The 13217-nt window shown below is 74.2% G+C and carries 9 protein-coding genes and 1 riboswitch; of the genes, 8 read left to right on the top strand and 1 reads right to left on the bottom strand.

From position 1 onward, the window contains the following. The first annotated feature begins 130 nt into the window (after positions 1-130). Positions 131-274, top strand: a riboswitch (cobalamin riboswitch). Between the two features lie 105 nt (positions 275-379). Genes ACFWI4_RS38485 through cobI form a run of 7 tightly spaced genes read left to right on the top strand, consistent with a single transcriptional unit; the run spans position 380 to position 11401 of the window. Beyond that, positions 380-1375: a cobalamin biosynthesis protein gene (locus ACFWI4_RS38485; protein ID WP_387206008.1), complete on the top strand. Its 996-nt coding sequence runs from the start codon at positions 380-382 to the stop codon at positions 1373-1375. After that, positions 1372-2967 (top strand): cobyric acid synthase, encoded by a 1596-nt coding sequence (locus tag ACFWI4_RS38480; RefSeq protein ID WP_387206006.1) that lies wholly within the window; start codon positions 1372-1374, stop codon positions 2965-2967. Before ACFWI4_RS38485 ends, ACFWI4_RS38480 begins: the two co-directional genes overlap by 4 nt. Next, positions 2964-6617, top strand: a complete 3654-nt coding sequence (gene cobN, locus ACFWI4_RS38475; protein WP_387206004.1) for a cobaltochelatase subunit CobN — start codon at positions 2964-2966, stop codon at positions 6615-6617. The genes ACFWI4_RS38480 and cobN overlap by 4 nt, the downstream gene beginning before the upstream one ends. Then, positions 6614-8614 (top strand): putative cobaltochelatase, encoded by a 2001-nt coding sequence (locus tag ACFWI4_RS38470; RefSeq protein WP_387206002.1) that lies wholly within the window; start codon positions 6614-6616, stop codon positions 8612-8614. Before cobN ends, ACFWI4_RS38470 begins: the two co-directional genes overlap by 4 nt. Beyond that, the gene (cobO, locus tag ACFWI4_RS38465; protein ID WP_385405473.1) at positions 8614-9213 is read left to right on the top strand and encodes a cob(I)yrinic acid a,c-diamide adenosyltransferase; all 600 of its coding nucleotides are present in this window, start codon (positions 8614-8616) and stop codon (positions 9211-9213) included. The genes ACFWI4_RS38470 and cobO overlap by 1 nt, the downstream gene beginning before the upstream one ends. Next, the gene (locus ACFWI4_RS38460; protein WP_387206000.1) at positions 9213-10655 is read left to right on the top strand and encodes a cobyrinate a,c-diamide synthase; all 1443 of its coding nucleotides are present in this window, start codon (positions 9213-9215) and stop codon (positions 10653-10655) included. Before cobO ends, ACFWI4_RS38460 begins: the two co-directional genes overlap by 1 nt. Further along, on the top strand, positions 10652-11401 hold the full coding sequence (gene cobI, locus ACFWI4_RS38455; RefSeq protein ID WP_387205998.1) for a precorrin-2 C(20)-methyltransferase: 750 nt from the start codon (positions 10652-10654) through the stop codon (positions 11399-11401). Before ACFWI4_RS38460 ends, cobI begins: the two co-directional genes overlap by 4 nt. Positions 11402-11475: 74 nt before the next feature. On the opposite strand, the gene ACFWI4_RS38450 is transcribed toward cobI, so the two are convergent. Continuing rightward, the gene (locus ACFWI4_RS38450; protein ID WP_385405482.1) at positions 11476-12204 is read right to left on the bottom strand and encodes a ZIP family metal transporter; all 729 of its coding nucleotides are present in this window, start codon (positions 12202-12204) and stop codon (positions 11476-11478) included. Positions 12205-12313: 109 nt separating this feature from the next. Here ACFWI4_RS38450 and cobM point away from each other — a divergent pair, with 109 nt between their 5' ends. Next, positions 12314-13168, top strand: coding sequence for a precorrin-4 C(11)-methyltransferase (cobM, locus tag ACFWI4_RS38445; protein ID WP_387205996.1), 855 nt, complete (start codon positions 12314-12316; stop codon positions 13166-13168). Positions 13169-13217 lie beyond the last annotated feature (49 nt).

The following is a 13217-nucleotide window of genomic DNA, read 5'->3' as shown; positions in this document are numbered from 1 at the left end:
GTGCGGGACGGTTCACCGTCCCGCACCCCACGCGTATGTGTGCCCGCACCCCATGCGTATGCGGTCCCGCTCTCCATGCCCATGTGGGCCTGCGCACACTGTCCCTCCGCAGGTCAACAGCCAGTTGACGGCCGTTCGCACCCCGTGGTGGACTGCCGGAGCCAAGTACGGCGGCATGAGAGGAAGCCGGTGCGAATCCGGCGCGGTCCCGCCACTGTCATCGGGGAAGAAACTCCCCGGGAGCCAGGAACTCTCACCGCCGGTCTCGTCGAACCAGGGCGTGGACACCCTGAGTGAGGACATATCGCCATGCGCGGCTGCCCGTTGCCCGTTCCGCTGAGTACGAGGGTTCCGCTCCACCCCACGGCCGGCTGACCCCGTGCGTGCCGATCGCGTCTTCGCGTACGGCGCCGCCGCCGGCCTTCTCGGCGACCTGCTGCTCGGCGATCCCCGCCGAGGGCATCCGGTCGCCGCTTTCGGGCGGGCCGCCGCGGCCGTCGAACGGACCCTGTGGCGCGACCACCGCGGGTGGGGCGCCCTGCACACCGCCGTCTGCGCCGGCGGCGCCACCGCACTCGCCGCGCTCGCGAGCCGGAGCGTACGCACCTCACGTACCGCCTCCGTCGCCCTGACCGCCGCCGCCACCTGGTCCGTCGTCGGAGGGACCTCCCTCGGCCGCGAGGCGCGGGCGGTCGGCGGCGCGCTCGCGGCCGGTGACCTCGACGCCGCCCGGGAGCGACTGCCGCATCTGTGCGGACGCGACCCGCAGGCCCTGGACGCCGACGGCGTCGCGCGCGCCGTCGTCGAGTCCGTCGCCGAGAACACCTCCGACGCCGTCGTGGGCGCCCTGGTCTGGGGCGCCGTCGCCGGTGTGCCCGGACTCGTCGCCTTCCGCGCCGTGAACACCCTCGACGCCATGGTCGGACACCGCTCCCCCCGGTACCGGCGCTACGGCTGGGCCTCCGCCCGGCTCGACGACGTCGCCGGCTGGCCCGGGGCCCGGCTGACCGCCGTCCTCGCGGCCGTGGCCGGTCCTGACCCGCGCGGCGCCCTGCGCGCCTGGCGCGCCGACGCCCGCAGGCATCCGAGCCCCAACGCCGGTCCCGTGGAGGCCTCGTTCGCGGGCGCCCTCGGCGTACGGCTCGGCGGCACCCTCTCGTACGGGGGACGGGTCGAGCACCGGCCCGTGCTCAACGGCACGGGGCGGGCCGTCCGGGTCCACGACATCGAACGGGCCGTACGGCTCTCCCGGCGGGTCGGCTGGCTCGCGCTCGGGGTGAGCGCCGCCGGCCGGATCCTGCTCACCGGAGCCGGACGGGTGCCGGTCCCGGTTCCGGTTCCGGTTCCGTCCACCAGGAAGGGGCGCACCGCATGAGCGGCGGGCTGCTGATCGCCGGAACCACCTCCGACGCGGGCAAGAGCGTCGTGACCGCCGGGATCTGCCGGTGGCTGGTGCGCCAGGGCGTCAAGGTCGCGCCCTTCAAGGCGCAGAACATGTCCCTGAACTCGTTCGTGACCCGCGAGGGCGCCGAGATCGGGCGGGCGCAGGCCATGCAGGCGCAGGCCGCCCGGGTGGAGCCGACCGCGCTGATGAACCCCGTGCTGCTCAAGCCGGGCGGCGACCGCACCAGCCAGGTCGTCCTGATGGGCAGGCCGGTGGGCGAGATGAGCGCGCGCGGGTTCTTCGGCACGGCCGGGGCCCCGACGGACCCTCGGCCGGGCGCCGGCCCGGCCGCGGAGCGGCTGCGCGGAGGGCACCGGGAGGCACTCCTCGCGACCGTCCTCGACTGTCTTGAGCAGTTGCGGGGCACGTATGACGCGGTGATCTGCGAGGGGGCCGGCAGTCCGGCCGAGATCAATCTGCGGCGTACCGACATCGTGAACATGGGGGTGGCGCGGAACGCGGGGCTTCCCGTGCTCGTCGTCGGCGACATCGACCGGGGCGGGGTGTTCGCTTCCTTCTTCGGCACGGTGGCGCTGCTGTCCCCCGAGGACCAGGCGCTGGTCTCCGGGTTCCTCGTCAACAAGTTCCGCGGTGACGTCGGCCTGCTGGAGCCGGGGCTCGACATGCTGCACGGCCTGACCGGGCGGCGCACCTACGGCGTGCTGCCCTTCCGGCACGGGCTCGGCATCGACGAGGAGGACGGGCTGCGGGTCTCGCTGCGCGGGGCGGTCCGCGAGTCGGCGGTCTCCTCCCCCGTCGGCGAGGACGTCCTGCGGGTCGCCGTCTGCGCGGTCCCGCTGATGTCCAACTTCACCGACGTCGACGCGCTGGCCGCCGAACCCGGCGTCGTCGTGCGGTTCGTGGACCGGGCCGAGGAACTGGCCGACGCGGACCTCGTCGTCGTGCCCGGGACCAGGGGCACGGTCAAGGCGCTCCGGTGGCTGCGCGAGCGCGGTCTCGCGGACGCCATCGCGCGCCGGGCCGCCGAGGGACGGCCCGTCCTCGGCATCTGCGGTGGCTACCAGCTCCTCGGGGAACACATCGAGGACGACGTCGAGTCCCGCGCCGGCCGGGTCGAGGGGCTCGGACTCCTGCCCGTGCGCGTGCGGTTCGCGCGCGAGAAGACGCTGGCGCGGCCGGTCGGCGAGGCCCTCGGCGAGCCGGTCGAGGGGTACGAGATCCATCACGGCGTCGCCGAGGTCACCGGCGGCGAGACCTTCATGTCCGACGCCGCGGGCGCAGGTCTGGACGGCTGCCGGGTCGGCTCCGTCTGGGGCACGCACTGGCACGGCTCCCTGGAGTCGGACGGTTTCCGCCGGGCCTTCCTGCGCGAGGTGGCCGCCGCCGCGGGCCGCCGCTTCGTACCGGCGCCCGGCACGTCGTTCGCGGCGCTGCGCGAGGAGCAGCTGGACCGGCTCGGCGACCTGATCGAGGAACACGCGGACACGGACGCGCTGTGGCGGCTCATCGAGTCCGGCGCGCCGCAAGGACTGCCCTTCATCCCACCGGGAGCACCCGCATGAGCACTGTGTTGTTGTTGTCGACCGCCGACACGGACCTGCTGGCGGCCCGCGCCAGTGGCGCCGCCTACCGGATCGGCAACCCGACCCGGGTGGACGTCACCGGCGAACTCCCCGCGCTCGTCGAGGGCGCGGACCTGGCCGTCGTGCGGCTGCTCGGCGGCAAGCGGGCCTGGGAGGACGGGCTGGCCTTCCTGAAGGCGTCCGGGATCCCGACCGTGCTGCTGGGCGGCGAGTCCGTCCCCGACGCCGAGCTGATGGCCGAGTCGTCGGCGCCCGCGGGCGTGGTCGCGGAGGCCCTGCGCTATCTCGTCGAGGGCGGCCCGGCCAACCTCGCCGAGCTGGCCCGGTTCCTCTCCGACACCGTGCTGCTGACCGGCGAGGGCTTCGAGGAGCCGCACCGGACCGCCGAGTTCGGCGTCCACGGCGAGTTCGCGTACGTCGAGGGCAGGCCGACGGTCGGCGTGCTGTTCTACCGGGCGCACGAACTGTCCGGGAACACCGCGTTCGTGGACACGCTGTGCGAGGCGATCGAGGCGCGCGGCGCCAACGCCCTTCCCGTGTACTGCGGTTCGCTGCGCGGAGCCGACCCCGGCCTTTACGCGATCCTCGGCCGGGCCGACGCGCTCGTGGCGACCGTCCTCGCCGCGGGCGGCACCCACGCCTCGCAGGCGTCCGCGGGCGGCGACGAGGAGGCCTGGGACATCGGGGCCCTCGCCGAGCTCGACATCCCCGTCCTCCAGGGTCTGTGCCTGACCTCGTCGAAGGCCGCCTGGGACGCCTCGGACGCCGCCCTGTCCCCCATGGACGCGGCGATGCAGGTCGCCATCCCGGAGTTCGACGGCCGTCTGATCACCGTGCCGTTCTCGTTCAAGGAGCAGGGCCCCGACGACGTCCCCGTGTACGTCGCCGACCCCGAGCGGGCCGCCCGCGTCGCCGGGATCGCCCTGCGGCACGCGCGGTTGAAGCACAAGCCGAACGCGGAGAAGAAGCTCGGGATCGTCTTCACCGCCTACCCGACGAAGCACTCCCGGGTCGGCAACGCCGTCGGCCTCGACACCCCCGCCTCCGCGGTACGGGTCCTGGACGCGCTCCGCGACGCGGGCTACGCCCTCACCGAATACCCCGACAACGGGGACGAGTTGATCCACCGGCTGATCGCGGCCGGCGGCCACGACGTGGAGTGGCTGACCGAGGAGCAGCTCGCCGCCGCCCCGGCGCGGGTACCGCTCGCCGACTACCGGGCCTGGTTCGACACCCTCGCCCCGGCGCTGCGCGAGGGCATGCTGGAGGCCTGGGGCGAGCCGCCGGGCTCCCTCTACGTCGACGGCGACGACATCGTGCTCGCCTGCCTGGAGTTCGGGAACGTCGTCGTGATGATCCAGCCCCCGCGCGGCTTCGGCGAGAACCCGATCGCGATCTACCACGACCCCGACATGCCGCCCTCGCACCACTACCTGGCCGCCTACCGCTGGCTGGAGAACAGCTTCGGCGCGGACGCGGTCGTCCACATGGGCAAGCACGGCACGATGGAGTGGCTGCCGGGCAAGGGGCTCGGGCTCAGCGGGGGCTGCGCGCCCGACGCCGTCCTCGGCGAACTCCCCCTCGTCTACCCGTTCATCGTCAACGACCCCGGCGAGGGAACCCAGGCCAAGCGCCGCGGGCACGCCACCGTCGTCGACCACCTCGTGCCGCCGATGGCCCGCGCCGACACCTACGGCGACCTCGCCAAGCTGGAGCAGCTCCTCGACGAGTACGCGCTGGTCTCCGACCTGGACCCGGCGAAGGCCCCGGCGGTGCGCGCGCAGATCTGGACGCTGGTCAAGGCGGCCGAGCTGCACCACGACCTGCATGTCGACGAGCAGCCGGACGACGGCGACTTCGACGAGTTCGTGATGCACATCGACGGCTATCTGTGCGAGATCAAGGACGTGCAGATCCGCGACGGCCTGCACATCCTGGGCGGCGGCCCGGAGGCCGAACCGCGGGTGAACCTCGTGCTCGCCGTGCTGCGCGCCTCGCAGGTGTGGGGCGGAGCGGCCAACGCGCTGCCCGGTCTGCGCGCGGCGCTCGCGGAGCACTTCGGCCTGGTGGAGAAGGAGCTGCTGGCCGAGCCGGGCGCCCCGGTGAAGGTACCGGTGGAGCTGAGCGACCTCGTCGCGGGCCCGAACCGTACGGCGGCCGACGCGATCGACCTGCTGGAGCAGCTGTGCCGCCGGGCGGCCCTCGGCATGGAGGAGCGGGGCTGGGACCCGGCCGCCGTCCCGGAGCTCGTGCGTGACGTGCTCGGCACCGAACTCCCCGACGCCGTCGCGGTCCTCGTTTTCGCCTGCCGTGAGGTCGTGCCGCGGCTGGCCAGGACGACGGACGAGATCGGGCACATCCTCAAGGCCCTGGACGGCGGTTACGTCCCGGCGGGCCCCTCGGGCTCACCGACGCGCGGGCTCGTCAACGTCCTGCCGACCGGCCGCAACTTCTACTCGGTCGACCCCAAGGCGATTCCCTCCCGCCTCAGTTGGGAGGTGGGGCAGTCCCTCGCGGACTCGCTCGTGCAGCGCTACCTCCAGGACACCGGCGACTATCCGACGTCCGTCGGGCTGACGGTGTGGGGCACCTCGGCCATGCGCACCCAGGGCGACGACATCGCGGAGATCCTCGCGCTGCTCGGCTGCCGCCCGGTGTGGGACGACGCCTCGCGGCGGGTCACCGGCTTCGAGATCGTCCCGCTCGACGAGCTCGGCCGTCCCCGCATCGACGTCACGGTCCGTATCTCCGGGTTCTTCCGGGACGCGTTCCCGCACGTGGTCGGTCTCCTGGACGACGCGGTGCGGGCGGTCGCCGAGCTGGACGAGCCCGCCGACCGCAACTTCGTGCGCCGGCACGCCGACGAGGACACCGCCGAGCACGGCGACAGGCGGCGCGCGACCGCCCGTATCTTCGGCTCCAAGCCGGGCGCGTACGGCGCCGGACTGCTGCCGCTGATCGACGCCCGCAACTGGCGCTCGGACGCCGACCTCGCCGAGGTGTACGCCGTCTGGGGCGGCTACGCGTACGGGCGCGGGCTCGACGGGCGGGCCGCGCGCGGGGACATGGAGACGGCGTTCAAGCGGATCGCGGTGGCGGCGAAGAACGTCGACACCCGCGAGCACGACCTGGTCGACGCCGACGACTACTTCCAGTACCACGGCGGCATGGTCGCGATGGTCCGCCACCTCACCGGCGCCTCCCCCGAGGCGTACGTCGGGGACTCGGCCGTGCCCGACCAGGTGAAGACCCGCACGCTGGGCGAGGAGACGCACCGGGTGTTCCGGGCCCGGGTGGTCAACCCGCGCTGGATGGCGGCGATGCGCCGGCACGGCTACAAGGGCGCCTTCGAGATGGCGGCGACCGTGGACTACCTGTTCGGGTACGACGCCACCGCCGGGGTCGTGGACGACTGGATGTACGAGAAGCTCAGCGCGGAGTACGTCTTCGACGCGGAGAACCGGGACTTCATGAAGAAGTCCAACCCCTGGGCGCTGCGCGGGATCACCGAACGGCTGCTGGAGGCCGCCGACCGCGGTCTGTGGGCCGAGCCGGACGCGGACACGCTGGAACGGCTGCGCGCCACCTATCTGGAGCTCGAAGGCGACCTGGAGGGCGACGACCAGTGAGTACCCCCTTCCCCTTCACGGCCGTCGTCGGCCAGGACGACCTGCGGCTCGCGCTGCTGCTGAACGCCGTCTCGCCCGCCGTCGGCGGTGTGCTGGTGCGCGGCGAGAAGGGCACCGCCAAGTCGACGGCGGTGCGCGCGCTCTCGGCGCTGCTGCCGGAGGTGGCGGTCGTGCCCGGGTGCCGCTTCTCCTGCGATCCCGCCGCCCCCGACCCGGCGTGCCCCGACGGGCCGCACGAGGCGGGGACCGGCGCGCGACGCCCGGCCCGCATGGTCGAGTTGCCCGTCGGCGCCTCCGAGGACCGGCTGGTCGGCGCCCTGGACATCGAGCGGGCGCTCGCGGAGGGCGTGAAGGCCTTCGAGCCCGGCCTGCTGGCCGACGCGCACCGCGGCATCCTGTACGTGGACGAGGTCAACCTGCTCCACGACCATCTGGTCGACCTGCTGCTGGACGCGGCCGCGATGGGCGCCTCGTACGTGGAACGCGAGGGCGTCTCCGTACGGCACGCGGCGCGGTTCCTGCTCGTGGGGACGATGAACCCCGAAGAGGGCGAACTGCGGCCGCAGTTGCTCGACCGGTTCGGGCTGACCGTGGAGGTCGCCGCCTCGCGCGAGCCCGACCAGCGGGTGGAGGTCGTACGACGGCGTCTCGCGTACGACGACGACCCGGCCGGTTTCTCGGCGCGCTGGGCCGGCGAGGAGGCCGCCGTACGGGCGCGGATCGTGGCGGCCCGCGCGCTGCTGCCCTCCGTGCTGCTCGGCGACGGGGCGCTGCGGCAGATCGCGGCGACCTGCGCGGCCTTCGAGGTGGACGGGATGCGCGCGGACATCGTGATGGCCAGGACCGCGACGGCGCTGGCCGCGTGGGCGGGGCGCACCGAGGTGCTCGCCGAGGACGTTCGGCAGGCGGCGCTGCTCGCGCTGCCGCACCGGCGGCGCCGCAACCCCTTCGACGCGCCGGGCCTCGACGAGGACAAGCTCGACGAGACGCTGGAGGAGTTCGCCGGCGAGGACGACGGCGACCCCGATCCCGACTCCGACCCGGACGGCGGGGGTCCGGGCGGGGGCGGCGGGCAGCCGGCGCCGGACTCCGGCCCGCAGGGCGGTGACACGGAGGCCCGGCCCGAGGCCGGTGAGGACGGGACGCCGCAGACGTCGGGCGGCGCGGAGCAGTCCCCGGTGCGGGCCGCGGAGCCGTTCCGCACCAAGGTGCTGAGCGTGCCCGGCCTCGGCGAGGGGGCCGCGGGGCGCCGTTCGCGGGCGCGGGCGGAGCACGGGCGGACCATCGGGTCGCGCAGGCCCCGGGGCGCGCTGACCAAGCTGCACCTGGCGGCGACCGTGCAGGCCGCCGCCCCGCACCAGCGGGCGCGCGGGCGGTCGGGGCCCGGCCTGGTGGTGCGGCGCGACGATCTGCGGCAGGCCACCCGCGAGGGCCGTGAGGGCAACCTCGTGCTGTTCGTCGTGGACGCCTCCGGTTCGATGGCCGCCCGGCAGCGGATGAGCGCCGTCAAGGGCGCGGTGCTGTCGCTGCTCCTCGACGCCTATCAGCGGCGGGACAAGGTGGGCCTGGTGACGTTCCGGGGCCGTGACGCTCAGGTCGCGCTGCCGCCGACCTCGTCGGTGGACGCGGCGGCGGCCCGCCTGGAGTCGCTGCCGACCGGCGGGCGCACCCCGCTGGCGGCCGGGCTGCTCAAGGCGCACGAGGTGCTGCGGGTGGAGCGGCTGCGCGATCCGGCGCGGCGCGCGCTGGTGGTGCTGGTGACCGACGGACGGGCGACGGGCGGGCCCGAGCCGGTGGCGCTCGCGGCGCGCGCGGCCCGGCTGTTCGCCGCCGAGGGCACCGCCTCGGTGGTCGTGGACTGCGAGTCGGGGCCCGTACGCCTGGGCCTGGCGAAGCAGTTGGCCGGGGATCTCGGCGGCACGGCGGTGACACTCGGCGAGTTGCGTGCGGACGCGATCGCCGGACTGGTGAAGGACGTACGAGGGAGGGCCGCGTAGTGCCGCAGGGACAGCCGAGTGTCGTGCCGGACGACGGACTGACGACCCGTCAGCGACGTAACCGGCCGCTGGTGATCGTGCACACGGGCATCGGCAAGGGCAAGTCGACCGCCGCGTTCGGGCTCGCGCTGCGGGCCTGGAACCAGGGGTGGCCCATCGGGGTGTTCCAGTTCGTCAAGTCGGCGAAGTGGAAGGTCGGCGAGGAGAACGCGCTGCGGGTGCTCGGGGCCTCGGGCGAGGGCGGGTCCGTCGACTGGCACAAGATGGGCGAGGGCTGGTCCTGGGTCCAGCGCGACGCGCAGATGGACAACGAGGAGAAGGCCCGCGAGGGCTGGGAGCAGGTCAAGCGCGACCTGGCCGCCGAGACGTACAAGCTGTACGTGCTCGACGAGTTCGCGTACCCGATGCACTGGGGCTGGATCGACACGGACGAGGTCGTCGCGGTGCTGCGGGACCGTCCCGGCACCCAGCACGTCGTGATCACCGGGCGCAACGCCCCGGAGAAGCTGGTCGGACTGGCCGATCTGGTGACCGACATGTCGAAGGTCAAGCATCCGATGGACGCGGGCCAGAAGGGCCAGAGGGGCATCGAGTGGTGATGTCCTCCGTTCCCCGGCTGGTCGTCGCCGCGCCCTCCTCGGGCAGCGGCAAGACGACCGTCGCCACGGGGCTGATGGCCGCGTTCACCGCGCGGGGGCTCACCGTGTCCCCGCACAAGGTGGGACCCGACTACATCGACCCCGGGTACCACGCGCTCGCCACCGGGCGCGTGGGCCGCAACCTCGACGCGTATCTGTGCGGCACCGGGCTGATCGGGCCGCTGTTCGCGCACGGCGCGCGCGGCTGCGATCTCGCCGTCGTCGAGGGCGTGATGGGGCTGTACGACGGGGCGGCGGGCGAGGGCGAACTCGCGTCCACGGCCCAGGTGGCGAAGCTGCTGCGGGCGCCGGTGGTGCTGGTCGTCGACGCGTCCTCGCAGTCGCGGTCCGTGGCCGCGCTGGTGCACGGGTTCGCCTCCTGGGACCCCGAGGTGCGGATCGCGGGCGTGATCCTGAACAAGGTCGCCTCGGACCGGCACGAGGAACTGCTGCGCGACGCCCTGGACTCCTCCGGGGTGCCCGTGCTCGGGGTGCTGCGGCGGGCGCCGCAGGTGGACACGCCGTCGCGGCATCTCGGTCTCGTACCGGTCGCCGAGCGGCGGGCGGAGGCGGTGGCGGCGGTCGCCGCGATGGCGGCACAGGTCGCGGAAGGGTGCGACCTGGACGCACTGGCGGCGCTGGCGCGCGGTGCCGGTGCGCTGTCGGGTGCGGCCTGGGACGCGGCCGGGGCCGTCGGGTCGCCCACCCACGACCACCCGACTCGCCCGGCCGGGAAGCGGGCACCATCGGTGCCTGTCGCGGGCGTGACCATGGCCACCGACCGCCCGGCCGGACAGCGGGTGCCCGTGGTCGCCGTCGCCGGTGGGGAGGCGTTCACCTTCTCGTACGCCGAGCACGCCGAACTGCTCACCGCGGCCGGTGCCGAGGTCGTCACCTTCGATCCGCTGCGCGACGAGCAACTGCCGTACGGGACCGGCGGGTTGGTCATCGGCGGCGGCTTCCCAGAGATGTACGCGGCCGAGCTGTCCGCCAACGAGCCGCTGCGCAAGGCGGTGGCGGAGCTGGCGTCGGCCGGGGCGCCGGTGGCCGCCGAGTGCGCCGGACTGCTGTATCTGGCGCGGGAGCTCGACGGGCGGCCCATGTGCGGGGTGCTCGACGCGACCGCCCGGATGGACGAGCGGCTGACCCTGGGCTACCGGGACGCCGTGGCCCTCGCCGACAGCTCGCTCGCCGTGGCCGGCACCCGGATGCGCGGCCACGAGTTCCACCGCACGGTCGTGGAACCGGGCGCCGGCGCGTCTCCCGCCTGGGGGATGCGCGCCCCGGAGCGGCGCGTCGAAGGTTTCGTGCAGCGAGGCGTGCACGCGAGTTATCTGCACACGCACTGGGCGTCCGAGCCCGGCGTGGCCCGTCGGTTCGTCGAGAGGTGCCTGACGTCATGAGCAGCAAGCTGATCGGGGTCGGGGTCGGCCCGGGCGACCCGGAGCTGGTGACCGTCAAGGGCGTCAACGCCCTGCGCGCCGCCGACGTGGTCGTCGTGCCCGTGATGGCCGCACCGGACGGGCAGGACGGCGGCGAACGGGGACGGGCCGAGGCGACCGTCCTGCACTACGTGCCCGTCGAGAAGGTCGTCCGGGTGGTGTTCGCGCTGAACGAGCGCAGCGACCGGGCGCGGCGCGAGGCGGCCTGGGACGCCGCCGGTGGGCGGGTCGCGGACCTGCTCGGCCTGCACGGCACGGTCGCCTTCGCCACCATCGGCGACCCCAACGTGTACTCGACGTTCACGTACCTCGCCCACACGATCGGGGAGCTGGTTCCCGGCACGGTCGTGGAGACCGTGCCGGGCATCACCGCCATGCAGGACCTCGCCGCCCGGTCGGGCGCGGTCCTCACCGAGGGGACCGAGCCGCTGACGCTGGTCCCGGTGACCGCGGGCGCGGCCGTGCTCAAGGACGCCCTGAACGGCCCCGGCACGGTCGTGGCGTACAAGTTCGGGCGGCAGGCCGCCGAGGTGGCCGAGGCGCTGCGGGACAGCGGGCGGATCGACGACGCGGTCTGGGGGTCGGCGCTCGGTCTGGAGGAGGAGTCGATCCGGCCGGCCGCCGACCTCGACGGCGGGCCGCTCCCGTATCTGTCGACGCTCATCGCGCCCGCGCGCCGCGACGGCACGCGCGGCGGGAAGCTGTGACCGGCACCCGCCCGGCACGCCCGGCGGCCCCCGTGGCCGCGGGGCCCGCGCCGCACCCGGCGGACGGCACCGGTTCAGCCCGCGAGGCCCACCACCAGCCAGATGAACGCCACGCCCGCGACCGTGCACAGCAGGGTCGAACGGGCGGGGTGCTCGTGGTGCGCCTCCGGGAGGATCTCGGCGGCGGCCAGGTACAGGAGCACCCCGCCGAAGAGGCCGAGGTAGCCACCGAGCAGCGGCTCGGGGATGGTGAAGAACAGCGTCGACGCCGCCCCGATCATTGGGGCCGCCGCGTCCGCGTACAGCATGAACAGGGCCTTGCGGCGGGCGTTCCCGTACAGGCTCGTGATCGTGTACGTGTTGAAGCCGTCGGCGAAGTCGTGGGCGATCACCGCGAGGGACACCGCCAGCCCCATCCCGCCGCCGACCTGGAACGCGGCGCCGATCGCCACGCCGTCCATCGCACTGTGGCCGACCATGGCGGCCGCGGCCGTCAGGCCCACCTCGGGCGCGCGTCCGGCGTGCTCGTCACCGCCGTGCGCGGCCTGGCGGTGGGCGAGGAGCCGTTCGACCAGATGGGCCAGCAGGAAGCCGGCCACGAACAGGAGCAGCGCGGCCGGGACGCCGAACACCTCCCTGCCCGCCGCGGCCAGCGCCTCCGGGAGCAGGTCGAGGCCGACCACCCCGAGCATCAGGCCACCGGCCAGGCCGAGCACCAGATGGCGGCGGTCGGTCACCCGCTGGGCGGTCCAGCCGCCGACCAGCGTCATCAGGAACGCGCCGAGCGCGACGAGGACCGCCATAGGCCCTTGCTATCCGATCCACCCCCGTGTCCGCACCTCAGGCGACGGCCCCGGGCCCGCCGAAGCGTTCGCAGCACCCCCGATTTCTCGTAGGAGAGGACCGATTCCCATGGCCGATGCCCCCACCGGCAAGGTGACCTTCGTCGGTGCCGGCCCCGGCGCCGCCGACCTGCTGACGTTCCGCGCCGCGCGCGCCATCGCCGAGGCCGACGTCGTGATCTGGGCGGCCAGCCTGGTGCAGGCCGAGGTCCTCGACCACGCGCGCGAGGGCGCCGAGATCCTCGACTCGGCGACGATGTCGCTGGAGGACGTCGTCGCCGTCTACGAGCGGGCCCGCGACCAGGGCCTGCGGGTGGCCCGGATCCACTCCGGCGACCCGGCCCTGTGGGGCGGTACGCAGGAGCAGGTCGACCGGTGCGCCGAGCTCGGCATCGCGACCGAGATCGTGCCGGGTGTCTCGTCGTTCTCCGCGGTGGCCGCGATCGCGCAGCGCGAGCTCACGATCCCCGAGGTCGCCCAGTCCGTGATCCTGACCCGGCTCGGCGGCGGCAAGACGCCGATGCCGCCCGGCGAGGACGTACGGGAGTTCGCGAAGCACGGCACGACGATGGCGCTGTTCCTATCGGCCGCGCGCAGCGGGCAGCTGGTGCGGGAGCTGCTGGAGGGCGGCTACCCGACGACCACGCCGGTCGTGGTCGCCTACCAGGCGACCTGGCCGGAGGAACTGATCGTGAAGTGCACGATCGGCACGCTGGAGGAGACGGTCAAGGAGCACAAGCTCTGGAAGCACACGCTCTTCCTGGTCGGCCCGGCGCTCGACGCGAGCGGCACCCGCTCGCACCTCTACCACCCCGGTCACTTCCACGGCTTCCGCAAGGCCGACCCGCAGGCGCGCGCCGAGCTGCGCGCCGCGCGCCGGAGCGCTGCCGGCGGTGCGGGCAGTGCGCAGGACCCGGCGTCGTGAGCGTGGACGTCACCGTCGCCACGGGAGGATCCTCCGTTCCCGCGGGCCG

This window comes from Streptomyces sp. NPDC127038 (genome assembly GCF_042725875.1).
Classification (GTDB): Bacteria; Actinomycetota; Actinomycetes; order Streptomycetales; family Streptomycetaceae; genus Streptomyces.
This window is presented reverse-complemented; position numbering and strand designations above follow the sequence as displayed.